This is a genomic window from Hymenobacter baengnokdamensis (genome assembly GCF_008728635.1).
Lineage (GTDB): Bacteria > Bacteroidota > Bacteroidia > Cytophagales > Hymenobacteraceae > Hymenobacter > Hymenobacter baengnokdamensis.
Genome location: NZ_CP044285.1, coordinates 1,951,299 through 1,971,469 on the forward strand (window position 1 = coordinate 1,951,299; position 20,171 = coordinate 1,971,469).

Below are 20,171 nucleotides of genomic sequence, written 5' to 3' on the forward strand. Positions count from 1 at the left end.
GACGTTTCTTCACTGCTAACCAAATCTGTCATGAAAGCACTTCGCCTCCTCGCACTTACTGGAATTAGTTTGCTGGCTATGAGCAATAGCTGCGAGAAAGACGCGGCCGAGCCTGCAGTTTCTTTAACGACTGGCCGGGTAGTGCGGATTGAGAGCACGATTGACGATGCTGGCAACAATCCCCGACCCCGCTGGGAAGTGGATGTTACCCCCTTATTTTTTGCTGGCTTAAATGGGGTAGCCTACCAGGAAATAAAGACATTCAATTTGCTAGATACTGTCACTTTGCTAGATACTGTCACTTATAAAGTAGGCAGCACTATTCAGTTTAACTATCAGCTCGTGCCGCAGGCGCAACATACGCCGTGGCGCACGTTGTATGAGTATGATAACACGGCAATGCAAATAGCTTGGGGCGACCGTTTACCTGAACTTACTCTCACTAATGTGCAATTAGCTAAAAGACAGTAGGGGTCATTGCTACCGCCCGTAGCTGCGGTGAATCACCAGCGCCAGTGCTACAAACGCGCTACCCACAATACACACGCCCGGCCAGCCGAAGTGCGTCCAGGCGATACCGCCGACGATGGAGCCGATGGAGCCCCCCGTGAAATACCCCGTCATGTACACCGTGTTGAGGCGGCTGCGGGCCTCGGGGCGGAGCGAGAACACGAGCGTCTGGTTGGAAATATGGGCCGACTGCACGCCCACGTCGAGTAGAATAACGCCCAGTACCAGCCCGGCCAGGTAGCCGCCGCCCAGCCCCAGCAGCACATACGAAGCCAGCGCCAGCCCCAGGCCCGCCGTGATGGCGTAGCGCGGGCCGCGGGTGTCGGCCATCTTGCCGGCCAGTGGGGCAGCCAGCGCACCCACGGCCCCCACCAGCCCGAAAAAGCCTGCTACGGCGCTGCCATAGTGGTAAACCGGGCTTTCGAGGTAAAAAACCAGGGTAGTCCAGAACACGCTGAAGGCAGCAAACACACTGGCCCCGACCAGCGCCGAGCGCCGCAAGGGGGCCAGCTCGGTCGTGAGGGTAAGCAGCGACTTCATCAGCGAAGCATACGTGCCCTGGAAAGTGGGGCGGTCGGCAGGCAGCCGCCAGGCCAGCAGGCCGGCCAGGGCCAGCATCAGGCCGGCAGCGCCTTCAAATACCACGCGCCAGCCCAGGTGCGCCCCCACGTAGCCGCTTACGGTGCGCGAAAGCAGAATGCCGATAAGCAAGCCACTCATAATGCGCCCTACAATGCGGCCCCGGTCGGCCTCGGGGGCGAGGTGAGCCGCCATCGGCAGCAGCAACTGCGGCACCGCCGAGCAGATGCCGATAAGCACGCTGGCAAGGGCGAGCAGCCCGAACGAGGGAGCCAGCGCCGCCGCGCCCAGGCAGGCTGCGGCGCCGAGCAGCATCCATAGCATGAGGCGCTTGCGCTCCAGCATATCGCCCAGCGGCACCACCAGCAGCATGCCCAGCGTGTAGCCTACCTGCGTAGCCGTGGCTACCAGGCTAGCCTGGCTATCGCGGATGTGAAACGTACGGCCAATGGCGGCCAGCAGCGGTTGGTTATAATAAATATTGGCGACCACCAGCCCGCAGGTGAGGGCCATCAGCCAGACCAGGGCCGTATCGAGGCGGGCAACTGGCTTGGGGGGCAAAATACTAGGCTCGGTGAGCAGCTCTGACATCGGATAGTGCGAAGCGTACGCCTCGCAATAGTGAATAAGGCACTCAACTCTTAACTCACCGCTGGGGTTTCGGGCCAGGGCACAACTCCGTCGCGCTGCCTGCGTTTGCCCAGGGTATGAGCCGAGGATTTGTAAAGGAAGACGATGCCCAGACCCCACCCATTGTGCCGCCCCGCGCCGCATTGCCGCCGGGCAGTCCAAACTATGTTACTCCCACCGGGCTGGAGCTGCTGCGCACCGAGCTGGTCGGGCTCGAAGCCGAGCGCGCCGCGGCCGAGGCCGACCGCGACAACGATACTGACCGTACGCATCGCCTGTCGCTCCTCAACGGCCGACTGGCCTTGCTAACCGAGCGTATAGCCAGTGCCAAAGTGGTAGACCCCCGCACCCAGCCGCCGGGCGAAGTGCGCTTCGGGGCTACCGTCACGCTGCGGACGCTGAGCGGCGGCAAAGCTGGCTTTGAGCGAAAGTTTACGATTGTGGGCGTCGACGAGGCCAGCGTAGCCGCGGGCAAGGTCGGCTTTGTGGCGCCGCTGGCCCGCGCTATTATCGGGGCCCGCCTGGGCGCGCAAGTAGTCGTAAGCCTGGGCGGGCAGGCTGAAACGGTAGAAATAGCGGCGCTCAGCTACTGAGCCGGCCCGGAGAGCCAATAAAGCTTAAAGGCATAATCGGGGGCGTTGCCTGCCGCGTCGGGGGCAATGAGGTCGGGCACCGGCAGCAGCGCCACGCCGGCCGCATCGGTCCGGATAAGGCGCGAATAGCCGGGTCGCGGCCCCCCCGCGCCCAGCGTTTGCCACCAGTCGAGGCGGTAGCGGGCGAGTGGGCGCAGGCCGGGCACGCGCAGGCTCGCCCCGCACAGGTCACTCACGTAGCGGTGCAGCTGGTCGCCGGCCGGCAGGCGGCCCAAGGAGTCGGGATGCGAAAAATGGGCCTGCTGCGCCAGTTCATTGTTGTGCGGCAGGTTGTACCAGTATTCCTCCCGCTGATGCACCCAGCCCAGCACACGCTCTGTATTGTGCAGGGCAAATGCTTCCAGGCGTGGGTCGGAGGGCAGCAGCGATGCCGGCACCACCAGCGTAGAGTCGTTATATGGGTCCGGCCAGGCGCGATTAGCCTGAGCAGGGTTCAGGCACTCGGGCGGGCCAATGCCTTGGGGGGTACAGGGGCGCGGGGCCGCCCGCTCGGGCACCAGCGCGGTGCGTAGGGGCTGGTAGGGCTGGCAGGCCAGGTCTTCGGCCGCAAAAAAGCTGGCCAGCGCCTGGAAGGACAAAAACCCCTGCTGTACGCCGCGCCAGTTGTGGTGCGTGATGCCCCAGCTCCAGAAAAACAAGCCCGCCCCGAAGCTGCCACTAAACGCCGACGACCACAGTGGATTGCGAATCTCAGCCATGTTGCGGGCGTGGTACCAGCTCTGGTTAAATCCATACTCGCCCCACTGCACGGGCTTGTGGTAGCGAGCCTGCTCGCAGGCAGCTATGTAGCTATTAAGCTGGCTATAATTCTGTAAGTCGTTGTAAAAGTGATAGCTGACAAACGACACCGCCGAGTCGGCAAAGAAGCCGCCGCCCGCTACGTAGGCCGCCGGACTGCTGGTGACGAGCAGCCGGGGGCACCACGCCTGCAGCCGGCGCGCCAGCAGTACCTGCATCTGGTCGATATAATAGGAGTTGGGGTGACGGCAGGCCGACTGCCGGCCCCAGTAAACGCTTTGGGGTTTCGGCCCCTGGTCGCTGCCCAGATTGTCAAACTCATTAAAAAGCTCTACTGCCGCCAGGTGCGAGGAGTATCCCCAGCGGGCTACTATATAGCGCAATTTGTTGGCAAAAAGCTGCTTAGCCGCCAGGTTCAGGCTGCAGCTGTCGGCAGGGTTGCGAAACACGTCGATGGGCTGGCTCACGCCCGGCAGCCGGTGGTAGGGATTGTGTGCCCACACGTAGGCATCCTGGCTTGAGTCACGCTCGATTTTGAGGTTGAAAGCAATATTAATAAAAGCTGATACTTGAAGGTAAATCCCCTTTTGCTCGGCCAGGGCCAACAGGGCGTCGAGGTCCTGGGCCCGGTTTTGCCCAGCCTCATAATTACCTGCCTGCTGCCACTCAAACTCAAAGGAGGAAGGCAGCAGCATTACGCGGGCAAAATTGCCGCCAACGGCCTGCAAGTCGCTAAATACCTGGCGGTAAGCTTTAATGGCATAAGGGGGGTAAGCATTGCGCCCGGTGGCTTTGACACCCGCCGGCACAAACTGGCTGGCCCCCGAATAACCCGTCAGATTTTCGCCCACGGCAAAAAAGCTGTGCCCATCGGCAAATTCCAGAAATGGCTGCCCGGCTGGAAAGCGCAGCGGCCCGTGCTGCCCGGCCAGTGCCGGCCCGGCCACAAACTCAAAGCCCGAATCAGTTGCCTCGGGTGCCGGGTCAGCGGGCCGGTGGCAGTGCAGGCGCAGGCGGTAGCGTCCCGGCCGTTCCAGCACAAAGCGCAGCCGCCACGGATGGGCACTTGCCAAAGCCGCCCCAATAGCCTGCCCATCCGCATCAACCCGAAAGCGCTCGGTATAGTAGCCCAGCACCGGCGCCTGCACCGGGCGGCCGGTGGCCAGCTCGGTCAGCTCGGCCGTAAGGTCCACGGCCTGCGGGTCGTACGGGTTTAGCGTGCCGGCGGCAATGGCGGCCTGCACGGCCGGCTGCAGGGCCACCGCCAGCTCAATCTTCTGGTAGCAGCGCGTCTGGACCACGCCATTTTTGATGGCCGGGGCTAGTACCACTACCTCGTGCACCTGGGCCGTTGCTACGCGTGCCAGCAGCCACAGCAGCCCCACCATCCGTATCTGCATCATGCTGCAAAGATGGGACAGGGTCGAAACAAGCTAGCCGAGCTGCTTTTTATAAGCGCCCGGCGTCAGGCCCTCGTGCTTCTTAAACAAGGCCTGGAAGTAGGAGAGGTTGTTGAAGCCGGCGCGCAGGCACACCTCGGCTACGCTGGTCAGCGGCTGGCGCAGCAGGCGCTTGGCTTCGGCCAGTCGCTCACGTACAATGAACTCGACCGGCGTCAGGCCAAACTCGCGCTTGAATACCCGGAAAAACGTTGCCTTGCTCATGCAGGCCAGCTCACTAAGCTTGTCAACCGACAGGTTATCAGTTAAGTGCTCTTTTATATAATGTACTACGGCCGCGAAGCGGTGCGTAGTCAGGTGCCGGGCATAATCCTGAAAAATCAGCTCACGGGCCTGCGTCTGCAACAGGCGCACCAGCAGCTCTTGCAGCGTGAAGCCGGCCAGCACATCCTTGGCAGCATCGGTAGTGCGCGACACGGCTACCAGGCGTTCCAGCGTGCCGGTCAGCTCGGGCGTATTAATGAGGTGCGCGAACTCGGGGCCGGCCAGGGCCCAGGGCGCGTGAGCTTCAACCCGCGGGTAGCGCTCGTTCAGCAAGTCGATAGTCTGGCGAATCGTATCGGGGGCAATGGCCACCGCCAGGCATTGCGTGGGCTGGCCCAGGCAGGCCTCGGGAAAGTCAATCTCCATTAGCTCATCTTCGCCCACTACTACCGATTCGCCGGGCAGGTAGTCGAAAGCCGGGCGGCCGGGCAGGTGCATTACTTTTTTGCCGCGCAGCATGGTCGTAAGGGCCAGGCCATCGAGCCGCAGCGCCACCCGGTGCGCTGCCTGATGCGTCTCAAAAATGCTCAGCTCAAATGAGTCGAGCGCAAAAACCGTACGGTTCTCAACCAAAGAATGCAGCTGTCCCAGCGCAAGCAGCGGCACGGCAGCAGGCAAATGAACGCGGGCGGGCATGGGTGAGAAGTAAAGGGGGATAACTTAAAAGCTTAAAATCACGAGCTGGTTAAGAGGAATAGCTCAATCTAGGCTATTTCTCTTCTAACTGCTTTGCAGTAAGTGATGACTTACTAACGCAAGTTGCGGCAATTTCAACATTTTTTGCGACAATACCACAGCTAGCCAGGCTGGGCCGGCAACAACCTTTGTCCTGTTCCCTCACCGCCTTAAAATTCCCACCTAGTTATGGTTGAAACCCTTGAAAAGCCCACCACCGTGGTGGCTCGTCCCCAGTTTAAGTCGCACTACGATAACTTCATCGGCGGCAAATGGGTAGCGCCGGTTAAAGGCCAGTACTTCGATAATCCGTCGCCCATCGATGGCAAAGCCTTCTGTAAAGTAGCCCGCAGCAGCAAGGAGGATATTGAGCTGGCGCTCGACGCGGCCCACGACGCATTCAAAACCTGGAGCAAGACTTCGCCGGCCACCCGTAGCGGCGTGCTGCTGAAAATCGCCGACATCATGGAGGCCAACCTGCCTTACCTGGCGGCCGTCGAGACGGTGGAAAACGGCAAGGCTATCCGCGAAACGATGGCGGCCGACCTGCCGCTGTGCATCGACCACTTCCGCTACTTCGCGGGGGTTATCCGGGCCGAAGAAGGCTCGGCTACCGAGCTGAATGAGAATACTTTGTCGCTGGTAATTCAGGAGCCGCTGGGCGTTATCGGCCAGATTATCCCCTGGAATTTCCCGCTGCTGATGGCCACCTGGAAAATTGCGCCCGCCCTGGCCGCCGGCTGCTGCGTGGTAGTGAAGCCCGCCGAGCAAACGCCCGCCAGCATCATGGTACTCATGGAGCTGATTCAGGACGTGGTGCCCGCTGGCGTGCTCAACGTGGTCAATGGCTTCGGCCTGGAAGCCGGCAAGCCGCTGGCCAGCAACAAGCGCGTGCAGAAAGTGTCGTTTACGGGCGAAACCACGACCGGCCGCCTCATCCTGCAATACGCCGCCGAAAACATCATTCCCGTTACGATGGAGCTGGGAGGCAAGTCACCCAACATCTTCTGCAAGAGTGTGATGGACCACGACGATGACTTCCTCGACAAGTGCATCGAAGGCGCGGTGATGTTTGCCCTGAACCAGGGCGAAATCTGCACCTGCCCCTCGCGCCTGCTGGTGCACGAAGACATCTACGATAAGTTTATTGCCCGCGTCATCGAGCGCGTGAAGGCCATCAAGCTCGGCAATCCAATGGATACCGAAACGATGATGGGGGCGCAGGCCTCGAACGACCAGTTTGAGAAAATCCTGAGCTACCTGGAAATCGGCAAGGCCGAAGGGGCCGAAGTGCTCGTGGGCGGCGAAGCCTACCAGCAGCAGGACGGTGCCTTAGCAGAGGGCTACTATATTCAGCCAACCATATTTAGGGGGCACAACAAGATGCGGATTTTCCAGGAGGAAATCTTCGGCCCGGTGCTGTCGGTTACTACTTTTAAAGACAGCGCCGAAGCCATTGAGCTGGCCAATGACACGCTCTACGGCCTCGGAGCCGGCCTCTGGAGCCGCGATGCCCACGAGCTGTACCAGATGCCCCGCGCCATTCAGGCCGGCCGCGTGTGGGTCAACTGCTACCACGACTACCCCGCCGGGGCGCCTTTTGGTGGCTACAAAGCTTCAGGCTTCGGCCGCGAAAACCATAAAATGATGCTGGCCCACTACCGCCAGACCAAAAACATGCTCATCAGCTACAGCCAGCAGAAGCTGGGCTTCTTTTAGGCAAGCGGCTGGTTTCGCTAACTGATTGCAGCTCAGGGCAGCGTCATGCTAGCTTCACGAAACAATTCGTAAGTTCAGCATGGCGCTTTGCTCCCTGTAGAACTGGCTTCAATCAGTAAAAATGACTTGGAAAGTAAAAGGAGTAAGCTGGCTGTTAGGGATTAGTCTCACCGTCGGTGGTCCTGGTGGCCGGCAGCTTGATGCCAGGCGGCATTTGGCGCGCCAGTCGGCTCCCGGCTGCGAAGCGGTGCCCCAGGCATTGCACCTGCTACAGGAATATCAGCAAACCCAGGCTATTCCGGGTATGCAGGTAGCCGCCAGCCTGCGGGGGCAGATGCTCTTGTCAGAAGGCCTGGGATATGCCGATGTGGCCCGACAGCTGCCCGTCACAACCACTACCCGATTTCGGGTGGGCAGCGTATCCAAATCCTTGACTTCCGTAGCATTAGTGCAATTGGCCGCTACTCATCGCCTTGAACTCGATGCGCCGGTGCAGCGCTACGTGCCTGGGTTTCCGGCCTCGGGCTCTCCAATTACCGCGCGAGCGCTAGCCGGGCACCTAGCCGGCATTCGCCACTACCGCCCCGGCGATGGGCATGATGCCCTGCGCACCGAGCATTATCAAACGGCCACGCAGGCCCTGGCCGTATTTCAGAACGACCCGTTGGTGGCGGAGCCGGGCACCCGGTTTTTTTACTCCTCATTCGGGTGGAACCTGTTAGGCGCAGTTATCGAAGGTGCCTCTGGCGAGCCTTTTCTGCACTATATGCAGCGCGCCGTGTGGCAGCCACTCGGCATGGTGTACACCAGCGGCGACCGCGCCGACAGCGTATCGTCCGACCGCAGTCGGCTCTATAGTAAAGGCAGTCAACTAGCTATTGCCGACGATGTGAGCTATAAGTACCCGAGCGGCGGAATGCTCTCAACTGCCGAAGACCTAGTGAAATATGGCAATGCCCTGCTAGGCAAAGCCTTTCTAACACCCGCCCAGAAGCGGCTGTTATTCACTTCCCAGGCCACCCACGATGGACGCTCAACGCACTACGGCATGGGCTGGCGCCTGGAAACTACCCGCAGTGGCCATAAGCTATACTGGCACGATGGCGTGGTAAATGGAGGAAGCGCCAGCCTGCTCTTATATCCCGACGACGACTTGGTAGTAGCTATTCTGGCCAACTCCAGGCAGGGAGCTACGTTGAATGCGAAGGCGATAGGAGATTTATTTCTATCGTGTAAATAAGTAATTTTAGAATATAGATTCTATATTCAGACAGTATTTTTCACTCACCCATGTCTACTTTCCGTGTGCTCGCTACTCAGGCCGCCGAAGCCACTATCGACCTGCTGCGCGAGGAGCACGGCCCGCTCATGTTTCACCAGAGCGGCGGCTGCTGCGATGGCTCGTCGCCCATGTGCTTTGAGAAAGGTGAGTTTCGCATCGGCGGCAGCGACGTATGGCTGGGCCAGATTCACGGCTGCGACTTTTTTATGAGTTCCAGTCAGTTTGAATACTGGCAGCACACGCAGCTTACCATCGATGTTACGAAGGGCCGGGGCGCCAGCTTTTCACTGGAAATTCCGCTGGGCGTGCGGTTTCTGATTCGCTCGCGGCTATTTACGGCAGAAGAAGCGCAGGATATGGCCCCGGTGCTCAATGGCGAAGAATACCTGGAGCAGGTTTGAGGCGCGGAACCGGGCAATAGCGCTAGCTAAACAGGGGCTGCCTAATAAAGATTATTTAATATATATTAAATAATCTTTATTAGGCAGCCCCTGTTTAGCTATTTTTTCTCCTGTACGGGCAGGTCTTCCAGGTGCGCCATGCTGATTTTCCAGCTGCCATCACCGGCTTTCTTCCACACAAACACGTAGTTGCCGGTTCCGTTACCCATTACTTTCTCGGTCGGAGTTGGCAGTACGTCTACTGAGAAGGTGCCGGCCTCGTACGCCAGGCTGCCTTCGGTGCCCGTGCTTACGCTGTAGGTTTTTAAGTTGGCAATGGTGTTGATGGTAGGGGTAATCCATTTATTGGTCACTTCATCTTTGCCCACAAAGTGCGTAGCTCCCTGCAGGAACTGCACGTCATCGGCCAGCATCGCCGTCACCTTGCTCGCATCCTTATTGTTCCAGGCGCTCACAAACTGCTGGTCGAGGTCGGCTACGCTGGCCGTCGTGCTGGTAGCATCGGCAGGGGAAGTAGTGGCCGCTGTCGGGGTGGCCGCGTTGTGGGTATTGCCCGAGCAGGCGGTGAGCAGCGTGGCTGTGCAGCACGCGAGTAAGTAAAGTTTCATGAAGGTTTTGGGTAAGTTAGGCAACAGAATAAAATATTGCCAGCCACTCAGGCGAGGCCCGGTTGGCTGGCTTACCGGGCAGCAAGCGAGGCTACCAGCTTTTGCGCAGCACCGCCGAGTCGGGATACGGCGTGCCCGCCTGGTCGAAGCCAGGGTTGGGGAAGAAGCCCGCTGCTACAGCCACATCGGCTACGGCCGGGGCCGCTCCGCGAGCCTGGCTGGCTTCGGCCCGGCGCTCGGCTGCGAGGCGACGCTCGGCAGCCATTCGGATGGCAGCAGCGTGCGCAGCTTTGGCGTGGGCGGCGGTGGCCCGCTCGGTAGCCGCGTGGGCAGTTGCCTGGGCAACGGGGGTAGGCTCGGCAGCGGCGGCCTGCTGTGAAGCAGCTGCCTGGGCATCGGCGGCCGCCTGCTCCTGAGCGGCAGCTTGCTGCGCCGCCGCTGCGTCGGCTGCTTTGCGCTTGTTATCAGTGTATTTGCCGAGCGCAAAGCCGGCACCGGCACCGGCCAGGCCGCCAATCAGGCCACCTACTTTCCGGTTGCGGCCATTGATGAGCAAGCCACCCAACACGCCGGCCGCTCCGCCAATGGCGGCGTCTTTTGTTTCGGGGCTCCAGCCTTTGCGGGGCTGCGGCAGGGTTTGGGCCTGGGCCTGGTAGCCCGGAAAAAGACCCAGCAGGGCCGGAAGCAGGAATAACCAACTAATGCGTTTCATGGGAGTAGGTAAGTGAGAATGGCTAAGCTAAGCAAGTAGTACGGAGGAGGTGGCAAGCACTGTGCCAGGTACGCAGGTAGCGGGCTGGTAGTTAAAGCCGAAGCCAACGTTCTGATGCGAAATAAGCGCTAAGCTGGTAGCTATTACTGCTTCCTTACCAGCACCCGTACCTCCACCGTCCGCCCGCGGTCGTCGGCACACGATATCTTAACCTCACCCTGGGGCGGACTGAAAAATACCGGCGCCGTGGCGGGTGCTGCTTGCAGATACCGGTCATTGATGTACCAATACACGCGGCGTACTTCGGCCGGAGCCGCGCAGCTGAGGCGTAGCTGCTGTTTTTCGGCCGCATCGAGCACGTATTCGGCATGGGCCGCCGGCGAGGTAATAGCTAGCAGCGGCGCGGCATCCGGGCCGGTGTTGCCGGCCTCGTCGGGGCCGCGCACCAGGCGGCAGGCCGGATTGTGCGGCGGCAGGCGGCGCGTGGGCAAGCCCTGGCTCTCGCGAAAGGCCAGCACCTCGGGCTTCAGGTTGGCAAACAGCTCGCGACGGTAGCCACTAGCCGGGGCACAGGCCCGGCAGTAGCAATACCGGCCATCGGCCGAGAGCAATACTTCCTGCATATGCTGGCAGCGCTGGCCCCCCGACACGCCCGGCAGGTAATAATCGAGCAGCTGATTTGGGCAGTGCTCGCCCGGTACCTGGCCGGTTTCGGCGCATACCAGCCGAAAGTCGAGGCTGGCCGGCGGCGTAAACCATTCGTTGTAGTCATTGTAGGCCAGCGCGTTGAATAAATCGAATAGTAGAGGTGAGGCAACGTCGGCCCCCGTCAGTGCCGGGCTCCCCTGCCCATTAAAATTGCCCACCCACACCCCAATGGTGTAGCGGCGGTTGTAGCCGATGCTCCAGGCATCGCGGCGGCCGTAGCTGGTGCCGGTTTTCCAGGCAATGCGCGGCAGGTGCCGGCTGGCCGCGGCATCGACGGGCAGGTCGGGCCGCGTGCGCTGGGCCAGGATGTCGGTGATGAGGTAGGCGGCCGCTTCAGAAATCAACAATGGATTCAACGAGCTGCCAGAAGCTCCTCGGGCCTTTAGCGCGGCTTCGTTAAATTTTGATTTATCAGTTAAAAATTCTAGTTCCTGCCAGCGCCCGCCATTTGCCAGGGCTGCGTACAGGCCCGTCAGCTCTTCCAGCGTGGCACCGCAGCCGCCCAGAATGGTGCTCAGGCCCAGCTGAGGCGCATCGCGCGCCACCTGCCGAAAGCCCGCCTGCCGCAGCTTGCCGGTAAAATTATCAACCCCCATCGCCGAGAGCACGCGCACGGCCGGGATATTGAGCGAGTAAGTCAGCGCCCGCTCCATCGTCACCTCGCCCTGGCAGTGCTTGTCGAAGTTTTCGGGCCGGAAGCCCTGGAAATTGGTGGGCACATCGGGCAGCACGGTTTTGGGCGTCAGCAGGCCCTGGTCGAGCGCCAGCCCATAGAGCAGGGGCTTGAGCGTGCTGCCCGGCGAGCGCACCGCCCGCACGCCATCGACCTGCCCCAGCGCGGCCGCATCCTGAAAATCGATAGCGCCTACGTAGGCTTCTACGGCACGGGTCTGGTTATTTACTACCAGCACGGCGGCCTGCGAAATGCCCAGCGTGGCCAGGCGGCGCACGTAGTTGCGGGCTAGGTCTTCGGCCTTGGCCTGGGTTGCCGGCAGCAAGCTGCTGTGAATAAGTGCCTCGGCTGACTGGCTCAGCACCAGCCGCCGGGCCAGGTGCGGGGCCAGGGCCGGAGCGGGGTGCCGATGCACGGCCAGCGGCTCCAGCAGCGCATCGGCAATATCCTGAGCCGGAAAGAGCTTTTTGCGCCCGAAATAGCGGAGCCAGCGATTGCGCTCCTGCACAATCTGCGCATTGTTTTTTCCGAGCACCAGCCCGCCCGGCCGGTTGGGAATAATGGCCAGCGTAACCGTCTGGGCCAGCGACAGATAATCGGGGGGCTGCTGAAAATAAAGCAAAGCCGCCGACTTCACGCCTTCAATATTAGAGCCGTAAGGCACCAGGTTGAGGTAGAGCTGCAATAGCTCGGATTTGCTATAGTGAGCCTCCAGCTGCACGGCGCGCAGCATCTCCAGCAGCTTATTGCCGAAGGTGCGCGCTTTGGGCTCCAGTAGCCGCGCCACCTGCATGGTAATGGTGCTGGCCCCGGTAGTGCGGCCCCGGCCCAGCAGGTTGCGCCCGGCAGCCTGCACTATCGCCACCGGATTAACGCCGAAATGATAGCGAAAATACCGGTCTTCTTTCTCAATAATTGCGGTTTGCAGCACCGGCGTTATCTCCGGCAGCTCGGTTTTCATGCGCCACTTCTGGGTGGGGTTGAGGTAGGCGTGCAGCACACTGCCGTCGGCGGCCAGTACCAGCGGCGAGTACTGCGGCACGGGTGGCAGCGGCCAGTGGCGGTCGGCCAGCCCGGCCAGCAGCACCAGAAAGGCCAGCCCCAGCGCAACCCGAAAAAGCCTCTGCCGATGCCTCATGCAGCGAATGTAGCGCAGTTCGTGCTGTGTCTTACAGGTACTTGATTTCTTGTAAGGCAAAGCGCTGCACCTCGCCACCTATTTCCACAGCCAGCCGGCCATCGGTATCCACGCCCACAATCCGGCCCCGCACGCGGCGGCCAGCCACCTCGTAGTCGTGCCATTCCTGATAGCGGTAGAGCGCCGCCAGGTAGGCCCGCCGCACCTCACCCACCTGGCCGGCCCGCAGCTGCAAGTAGCGCCGCTCCAGGCACTCAAGCAGGCGGGCCGCCAACTGCTCGCGCTGAAAGTAGCGGCCCGTGAGCACGCCCAGCGAGGTAGCCGTGGGCACGGCGAAGTGCCGCTGATTCACATTTAACCCAATCCCGACAACGCTGGACTGAATCTTTGCGCCGCTCAGGCTGTTCTCAATGAGAATTCCCCCAAACTTCTGGGTTCCGAAATACAGGTCGTTGGGCCACTTCAGCCGCAGCTGCGGCGAGGGCTGAAGCAGCGTTGCGGCCCAGTCGTACACGCCCAGCGCCACGGCCTGGCTCAGCAAAAACTGCTGGCTGGCGTCGAGAAACGTGGGCAGCCACACGATGGAAAGCGTCAGGTTTTCGCCCGGCGCGGCCAGCCACTGGTTGCCACGTTGGCCGCGGCCGGCAAACTGGTCGTCCGTTATGACGGTACATCCTTCACTGGCCCGGTTTTCGCGCAGCAGTTGCTGCGCTTCGGAGTTAGTGGAAGGGCAGGCGGGCAGCCAGATAAGCTGCTGACCCGTGAATAAGGTAGTTGGGCTGATGACCACGGAGGTTAGCAGTCGTATATTAGCTAGGTAAAAACGTAAACTTACTCTATGAAGAGCACCTTGGTTCGACAGGATTCGGACACATTGGCAGACGTAGCCGTTCGCGGCCTCCAGGACCGCAAAGGAATGGACATTGTAGTTCTCAACCTAAAAGAGTTGAAAAATGCGGTGGCCGATTATTTTATCATCTGCTCGGCTTCTTCCGATACCCAGCTCGACGCCCTGGCTCGCTCCGTAGAAGAGGAAGTAGAGAAAGTGACCGGCCAGGCCCCCTGGCAAAGCGAAGGCCGCACCAATCGCGAGTGGATATTGTTGGATTACGTCGACGTTGTCGTTCACGTTTTCCTGCGCGACCGCCGGCAGTTTTACGCCCTGGAAGAGCTGTGGGGCGATGCCGAGATTACGCATATCGAAGATACGGCCGACGTGGCCCGGCACTAAAGTATCGGGCTGCCAGCCGCGTCTGCGGGTAGCGTTGCCAACAACGCTGGTCTGGCGCGGTTGCTTTCAAGTCCATTAAACTAAGTTAATTTTTATGTCTGATACGACGCCCACTAAACGCCGCAAGCCCACGCTGCCTAATCCCACGCCCCGGCCGGGAGTACAGCTCTGGGTGATGGCGGGGCTACTGGTGCTCTTTATCGGGATGTTCTGGTTTAACAATCAGAACGCCGCTATTAAAATCAATCAGCAGAAGTTTGAGCAGATGCTGGCCGCGGGCGATGTACACGATGTGTCGCTCGTCAACTCGAAAACCGTAGAGGTTGGCCTCACGCCGGCTGCTCTGCAGAAGCCTGAGTATCAGCGCGAGCTTACGGCGCACCGCGGGCCGTTTGCCGACCGGGGCGCGCAGTACTACTTCCCGATTTTCGACGCGAAGTATTTCCAGGAGCAGCTCGATAAGCTGCAGGCCAACAAGCCGGCCGAGCAGCGCCTGCGCCTCGACCCCGTGGACCGCGTAGGCCTGCTCGACATTGTGAGCAGCTACGGGCTGATTATTCTCAGCATTATCCTGTTCGTGTTCCTCATGCGCCGCATGAGCAGCGCGGGTGGCCCCGGCGGCCAGATTTTTAACATTGGCAAGAGCCGCGCGGCGCTTTTTGAAGGCGGTGATAAAGTGAAGATTACGTTTAAGGACGTAGCCGGTCTGGAAGAAGCAAAAGAAGAAGTGCAGGAGATTGTGGAGTTTCTGAAGAACCCTAGTAAATTCACTATATTAGGCGGTAAGATTCCAAAAGGCGCTTTGCTCGTCGGACCTCCCGGTACTGGCAAAACCCTGCTGGCCAAAGCCGTAGCCGGCGAGGCCGATGTGCCGTTCTTCTCGCTCTCGGGCTCCGACTTCGTCGAGATGTTTGTGGGCGTGGGCGCGGCCCGGGTGCGCGACCTGTTCAAGCAAGCCAAGGCCAAAGCGCCGTGCATCATCTTTATTGATGAGATTGACGCCGTGGGCCGCTCGCGGAGCAAGGGCTCGATGCCCGGCGGCAACGACGAGCGCGAAAATACCCTGAACTCGCTGCTGGTAGAAATGGATGGTTTCGGCACCGACTCGGGCGTTATCATTCTGGCGGCTACCAACCGGCCCGATACCTTGGACTCAGCCCTGCTGCGCCCCGGCCGCTTCGACCGGCAGATTAGTATTGACAAGCCCGATATCAACGGCCGCACGGAGATTTTCAACGTGCACCTCAAGCCCCTCACCCTGGGCCCCGATGTGGATGCCAAGCGACTATCGGCCCAAACGCCGGGCTTTGCGGGCGCCGAAATTGCCAACGTCTGCAACGAAGCCGCCCTAATTGCGGCGCGCCGTGATAAAAAATTTATTACGAATCAGGACTTTACCGATGCCATTGACCGCGTAATCGGGGGCCTTGAGAAGAAGAATAAGATTATCAGCCCCCAGGAAAAGCGGATTGTGGCCTACCACGAAGCCGGCCACGCCATTGCCGGCTGGTTTCTGGAGCACGCCGACCCGCTGGTGAAAGTAAGCATTGTGCCGCGCGGCGTAGCGGCGCTGGGCTATGCCCAATACCTGCCCCGCGAGCAGTTTCTGTACAACGTAGAGCAGATGACCGACGAGATGTGCATGACGCTGGGCGGGCGCGCTGCGGAAGAAATCGTATTTGGCAAAATCTCGACCGGCGCGCTCAGCGACCTCGAGCGCATTACCAAAACGGCGCAGTCGATGGTGGCTATCTACGGTATGAACTCGAAGCTCGGCAATGTGTCGTACTACGACTCGAAGGGCCAGAATGAGTATGGCTTCTCGAAGCCTTACTCGGAAGCTACGGCGCAGCTCATGGACGAAGAAATCCGCCACATTATCGAGCAGGCGTATATCCGCACCAAGGAATTGCTGATAGAGCGCCGCCACGAGCTGGAAGTAGTAGCCAAGGAGCTGCTGGAAAAAGAGGTGCTGCTGCAAGACGACCTGGAGCGCCTCGTGGGCAAGCGCCCCTTCGATGAGCAGACCACCTATCAGGCGCACATGGCCGGCACCGACCGCTCCGAAACCCTGAGCGACCTCAAGCAGGAGCATCCCGGCCTGCCCTTAGGCCAAGACACGCCCGAGCCGCACCTGCCCGGCCTCAATGAGCCCGAAATAGTATAGGTTTTTATCTATATTTATTCAATATCCGTGTTAAAAAGGCCAGCCGCAAGGCTGGCCTTTTTGGTGGCTGTTACCTTTGCCTTATGCTTTCATCGCGCGATAAATTGCTGAGCCGTATCCGTGCGGCCCTGGCCGCCGGGCCGGCCCCGGCGCCACCGGTGCCCGATTGGGCCGCGCCGGTGCATCCGCCGCTGCCGGCCGCCGACCTGGCCGTGACGTTTGCGAACAATTTTCGGCGTATCGGGGGCGAGTTTTTTTACTGCGAAAGCCTGGCGCAGCTCGGCAGTGAGTTGCGTACCTGGCTGGCCGGGCACCTGCCGGCCGGCCAGCAGTTTTACGTGTGGGAGCCAGCTATGCAGGCACTGCTTAGCACCGCCCAGGTGCCGTTTCAGGCCACAGAAACTGATTTTAAAGCGCAGGCCGCCGTGGGCCTTACGTCCTGTGAGGCGCTGGTAGCCCGCACGGGCAGCCTGGTCGTAACACCCGCTTCAGCCAGCGGCCGGCGCCTTAGCATCTACCCCGACCAGCATATTGTAGTGGCCCGCCCAAGCCAGGTAGTGGCCGAAATCGGCGACGCGCTGCGTACCGTGCAGGCTCGCTACGGCGCTGCGCTGCCCTCTATGTTATCGCTCACTACGGGCCCCAGCCGCACGGCCGACATTGAAAAAACCCTGGTGCTGGGGGCCCACGGTCCGCGTCGGCTCAGCTTATTCTTACTGGAAGATGACGCCGAAAACATTGCCTGAGCTGCCACCGCTGGCAATGGCACCGGGGCAGCGCGTGTATTTCGCCTCCGATTTTCATCTGGGTGCGCCCGATGCCGCCACTTCCCGCGAGCGGGAGCGCCGCATTGTACGCTGGCTCGATATGGCCGCCCAGGATGCCGCAGCAATATACCTTTTGGGAGATATATTCGACTTTTGGTTTGAGTACAGACACGCTATTCCCCGGGGGTTTAGCCGCTTGCAGGGCAAGCTGGCCGAGCTGACGGATGCCGGGCTGCCCATTACCCTCTTTACCGGCAACCACGACATGTGGATGTTTGGCTATTTTACCCAGGAAATGGGCATTCCCATTCTGCGCGAGCCGGTGTCGCAGCGCATGGGTACGCAGCTGTTTCACATTGGCCACGGCGACGGCCTGGGGCCGGGCGACTTTGCCTACAAGCGCCTCATGAAGCCCGTATTTAACTCGCGCTTTACGCAGTGGCTGTTTGCCCGCCTGCACCCCAACCTTGGCATTGGCATTGCCAATAGCTGGAGCCGGCATTCGCGCATCCAGAACGGCGCGGCCGACGCTACCTATTTTGGGGAAGATGAATGGCTGCTCGTGCATTGCCGCGAGCTCGAAAAGCGCCAGCACCACGACTATTACGTGTTTGGCCATCGCCACCTGCCGCTCGATGTGGCCGTAGGCCCGGGCAGCCGCTATATTAACCTCGGCGAATGGGTCAATTATTGCTCGTATGGCGTGTATGATGGCAGTACGATGGTTTTGCAGGAGTTTACGGGTTGAAGTAAGCATGTGGAAGACCCCGGCAGCAATAAAGGAGAGCAGGCTTGGAGCATTGACGCGCCTCGTGGCTGCGGCCTCTTCATTGCTGGTTCTGCCTTCCGGGTTCGTGCAGGCGCAAACCGTGCCTGGGGCTGCCTCGGTGGCTCCGGCCGGCCGCGTGGCGCCGGTTGAAACAGCTCCCGCTACCAAAGCTCCGGCTGCCAGCGTACTGGCTCCCGCGCCGGGCACCTGGACGCTCGTGAAAACCCTGACGCTGCCCGGCCCCGGCGCGGCCTCACTCGACCGGCGCGGCACGCTTTACCTGGCCGACCAGGACAATAATCTTCGGCAGCTGGCCCGCGACGGGCAGCCGCTCAATACCTATTCGCCCACGCAACCCGGCCATGTGGCCGTGGTAGAAGCCTGGAACCAGAATAGCCTGCTGGTTTTTTACGACGACCGCCAGCAGGTGCTGCTGCTCGACCGCTTTCTGGCGCCGCTTAGCGAGATACGACTGGCCGACTATATCGACGGCACCATCCGCACGGCTACGCTGGCCCCCGACGGCTTGCTCTGGCTGCTCGATGAAAGTACGCTGACACTCCGCGAGTTTGACCCTCAGGCGCTGCGCGTGGTGCAGAATACACCGCTCGACCTCATTATCGGCCATAGCCGGCCTGACTTCCGCTTTCTGCGCCAGTACCAGAACAACGTGTACCTCGTGGACCACACCAGCGGCATCTTCGTGTTCGATAACCTCGGCAACTATCGCAAGAAGCTGCCCTTTACCGGCCTCGATTTTATCACGTTTCGGGGCGATGAGCTGGTATACATCAGCGGCGGAGAACTACACTTCTTTCACCTTTACAGCCTTACTGAACGCACCCAGCCGCTGCCGGCCGGCCTTGATGCAACAAGCGTGCGCCAGATACTGCTTGGTGACCAGTTTGCTTATTTCATCACCAGTAAGGGCATTAGTATCTATCAGCTATGATAGCGTAAGAGTCCGTTCATAATGAGACAGTAGCGCTAAAAAATAGTGCAGATTATCGGGCTAATGTGGCTCGCGGGCCGCGCGGTTGTAGCCACGTTGCAGAAGTGAAGAAAGGGCAGGGAGCATGTAACCAGGTGGGCGGCCGGCCGTTAATCCAGGCAAGTAATCCATTCCTTTTCCCTTTTCCACATGAAAGCCTTAGTGTTTCACGGCCCGCGCAACGTTAGCGTCGATACAGTTGACGACCCCAAGCTGAAAGACTCGCGCGATGCCATCATTCGCGTAACCAGCACGGCCATCTGCGGGTCCGACCTGCACATCTACAACGGCAGCCTGCCTACCTCGCCCATGGTGCTTGGGCACGAGTTCATGGGCATTGTGGAAGAAGTAGGCCGCGGCGTGGGCAACCTCAAGCGGGGCGACCGCGTGGTAGTACCCTTTCCGGTGGCCTGCGGCACCTGTTTTTTTTGCAACCACGCGCTGCCCGGCCACTGCGAAAACTCTAACCCCGAGCACTATGGCCCCGAGGGGGGCCTGATGACCCAGAAAGGCGGCGCGCTTTTCGGCTATACCGACCTCTACGGTGGCTACGACGGCGGCCAGGCCGAGTACGTGCGGGTGCCCTACGCCGACTTTGGGCCGCGTAAAGTGCCTGATTTCCTGAGCGATGAGCAGGTATTGTTCCTGACTGATATCTTCCCCACCGGCTATTCCGGTATCGACTGGGCCGAGGTGCGGGGCGGCGAGTTTATTGCTATTTTCGGCGCTGGTCCGGTAGGTATTATGGCTGCTAAAAGCGCCTGGCTGCGCGGTGCCGCCCGCGTGGTTATCATTGATACGCAGCAGTATCGACTCGATAAGGCCAAAGAAACCACGCGCTGCGAAACCATTCTGTGGGAAAGCCACGACCAGGTAGTGCAGCTGATTCGCGACATGAGCGAAGGTCGGGGGGCCGACGTCTGCGTCGATTGCGTGGGCTTTGAGCCCGACCGCGACCTAATCGACCGCGCCAAGGCCGTTATCAATCTTGAAAAAGGCTCGCCTAAGGTGCTGGAAACCTGCATGAGCGCGGTGCGGCGCGGCGGCGTAGTGTCGGTGCTGGGCGTGTACGTGACGACCAACGATAACTTCCCGGTCGGGCAGTTTTTTGATAAAGGCATTAAGCTGGTAGGTGGTCAGGCTCCGGCCCATCGGCACATCGACAAGCTGTTGCAGCACATTATTAAAGGCGAAGTAGTGCTTGATGATATTATCTCGCACCGCCTGCCCCTAAGCCAAGCTGCGCACGGCTACGACATCTTCCGTCACAAAAAGGATAACTGCGTGAAAGTAGTGCTCAAGCCCGGCGAGTAATATAGGTAATTGATACTATTTAGCCCGGTTGCTTACACTGAAAATGAAGTAAGCAGCCGGGCTTTTTTTCAGCTCTTGCGTATCTTGTTAGTGCGAATAGATACTAGAGTACAGAAGATACGTTTTACTTGCATTAATGCCGAAAAAATACGTTCAGCGTAGCGTTGTCTGGCTTCTTGCGC

18 protein-coding genes are annotated in these 20,171 nt (G+C 60.1%); 11 read left to right on the plus strand and 7 right to left on the minus strand.

Features of this window, described 5'->3' with window-relative positions:
* Window positions 1-30 precede the first annotated feature (30 nt).
* Entirely contained in the window at window positions 31-471 is a 441-nt protein-coding gene (locus F6X24_RS08310) for a hypothetical protein (RefSeq protein WP_151087560.1), read from the plus strand.
* A gap of 9 nt (window positions 472-480) precedes the next feature.
* Here the strand turns inward: F6X24_RS08310 and F6X24_RS08315 are convergent, their stop codons facing one another.
* Entirely contained in the window at window positions 481-1,680 is a 1,200-nt protein-coding gene (locus F6X24_RS08315) for an MFS transporter (RefSeq protein ID WP_151087561.1), read from the minus strand.
* A 116-nt stretch (window positions 1,681-1,796) separates the two neighbouring features.
* Here F6X24_RS08315 and F6X24_RS08320 point away from each other — a divergent pair, with 116 nt between their 5' ends.
* A complete protein-coding gene (locus tag F6X24_RS08320; protein ID WP_151087562.1) occupies window positions 1,797-2,312 on the plus strand; it encodes a GreA/GreB family elongation factor in 516 nt (171 codons plus the stop codon).
* Here F6X24_RS08320 and F6X24_RS08325 read toward each other — a convergent pair.
* Window positions 2,306-4,513, minus strand: a complete 2,208-nt coding sequence (locus F6X24_RS08325) for a glycoside hydrolase 5 family protein (RefSeq protein WP_151087563.1) — start codon at window positions 4,511-4,513, stop codon at window positions 2,306-2,308. The genes F6X24_RS08320 and F6X24_RS08325 overlap by 7 nt on opposite strands.
* Window positions 4,514-4,543: 30 nt before the next feature.
* The gene (locus F6X24_RS08330) at window positions 4,544-5,470 is read right to left on the minus strand and encodes an AraC family transcriptional regulator (protein ID WP_151087564.1); all 927 of its coding nucleotides are present in this window, start codon (window positions 5,468-5,470) and stop codon (window positions 4,544-4,546) included.
* Between the two features lie 228 nt (window positions 5,471-5,698).
* Here F6X24_RS08330 and F6X24_RS08335 point away from each other — a divergent pair, with 228 nt between their 5' ends.
* The 3 genes from F6X24_RS08335 to F6X24_RS08345 all read left to right on the plus strand — a co-directional run bounded on the left by F6X24_RS08335 (window position 5,699) and on the right by F6X24_RS08345 (window position 8,911).
* Entirely contained in the window at window positions 5,699-7,228 is a 1,530-nt protein-coding gene (locus tag F6X24_RS08335) for an aldehyde dehydrogenase family protein (RefSeq protein ID WP_151087565.1), read from the plus strand.
* Between the two features lie 121 nt (window positions 7,229-7,349).
* Window positions 7,350-8,468 carry a serine hydrolase domain-containing protein gene (locus F6X24_RS08340; RefSeq protein ID WP_151087566.1) on the plus strand — a complete coding sequence of 373 codons (1,119 nt, stop codon included), beginning with the start codon at window positions 7,350-7,352 and terminating at the stop codon, window positions 8,466-8,468.
* Window positions 8,469-8,518: 50 nt separating this feature from the next.
* Complete coding sequence (locus F6X24_RS08345; protein ID WP_151087567.1) at window positions 8,519-8,911, plus strand: DUF779 domain-containing protein; 393 nt, start codon at window positions 8,519-8,521, stop codon at window positions 8,909-8,911.
* A 98-nt stretch (window positions 8,912-9,009) separates the two neighbouring features.
* Here the strand turns inward: F6X24_RS08345 and F6X24_RS08350 are convergent, their stop codons facing one another.
* From F6X24_RS08350 to F6X24_RS08365, 4 genes are all read right to left on the minus strand, one after another.
* Window positions 9,010-9,519 carry a YybH family protein gene (locus tag F6X24_RS08350; RefSeq protein WP_151087568.1) on the minus strand — a complete coding sequence of 170 codons (510 nt, stop codon included), beginning with the start codon at window positions 9,517-9,519 and terminating at the stop codon, window positions 9,010-9,012.
* Window positions 9,520-9,610: 91 nt separating this feature from the next.
* On the minus strand, window positions 9,611-10,231 hold the full coding sequence (locus F6X24_RS08355) for a hypothetical protein (protein WP_151087569.1): 621 nt from the start codon (window positions 10,229-10,231) through the stop codon (window positions 9,611-9,613).
* Between the two features lie 143 nt (window positions 10,232-10,374).
* Window positions 10,375-12,750, minus strand: a complete 2,376-nt coding sequence (gene pbpC / locus F6X24_RS08360) for a penicillin-binding protein 1C (protein ID WP_151087570.1) — start codon at window positions 12,748-12,750, stop codon at window positions 10,375-10,377.
* Window positions 12,751-12,781: 31 nt separating this feature from the next.
* Entirely contained in the window at window positions 12,782-13,540 is a 759-nt protein-coding gene (locus tag F6X24_RS08365) for a biotin--[acetyl-CoA-carboxylase] ligase (protein ID WP_317132524.1), read from the minus strand.
* A 48-nt stretch (window positions 13,541-13,588) separates the two neighbouring features.
* On the opposite strand from F6X24_RS08365, the gene rsfS reads away from it, so the two are divergent.
* The 6 genes from rsfS to F6X24_RS08395 all read left to right on the plus strand — a co-directional run bounded on the left by rsfS (window position 13,589) and on the right by F6X24_RS08395 (window position 19,989).
* Window positions 13,589-13,981 carry a ribosome silencing factor gene (gene rsfS, locus F6X24_RS08370; protein ID WP_151087571.1) on the plus strand — a complete coding sequence of 131 codons (393 nt, stop codon included), beginning with the start codon at window positions 13,589-13,591 and terminating at the stop codon, window positions 13,979-13,981.
* Between the two features lie 94 nt (window positions 13,982-14,075).
* Window positions 14,076-16,148 (plus strand): ATP-dependent zinc metalloprotease FtsH, encoded by a 2,073-nt coding sequence (ftsH, locus tag F6X24_RS08375; protein WP_151087572.1) that lies wholly within the window; start codon window positions 14,076-14,078, stop codon window positions 16,146-16,148.
* A gap of 83 nt (window positions 16,149-16,231) precedes the next feature.
* Complete coding sequence (locus tag F6X24_RS08380) at window positions 16,232-16,894, plus strand: LutC/YkgG family protein (RefSeq protein ID WP_151087573.1); 663 nt, start codon at window positions 16,232-16,234, stop codon at window positions 16,892-16,894.
* Entirely contained in the window at window positions 16,872-17,663 is a 792-nt protein-coding gene (locus F6X24_RS08385; protein WP_151087574.1) for a UDP-2,3-diacylglucosamine diphosphatase, read from the plus strand. The genes F6X24_RS08380 and F6X24_RS08385 overlap by 23 nt, the downstream gene beginning before the upstream one ends.
* Before the next feature lie 106 nt (window positions 17,664-17,769).
* Window positions 17,770-18,636 carry a hypothetical protein gene (locus F6X24_RS08390; RefSeq protein WP_151087575.1) on the plus strand — a complete coding sequence of 289 codons (867 nt, stop codon included), beginning with the start codon at window positions 17,770-17,772 and terminating at the stop codon, window positions 18,634-18,636.
* 189 nt (window positions 18,637-18,825) lie between these two features.
* Window positions 18,826-19,989 carry a zinc-dependent alcohol dehydrogenase gene (locus tag F6X24_RS08395; protein WP_151087576.1) on the plus strand — a complete coding sequence of 388 codons (1,164 nt, stop codon included), beginning with the start codon at window positions 18,826-18,828 and terminating at the stop codon, window positions 19,987-19,989.
* The last annotated feature ends 182 nt before the right edge of the window (window positions 19,990-20,171 follow it).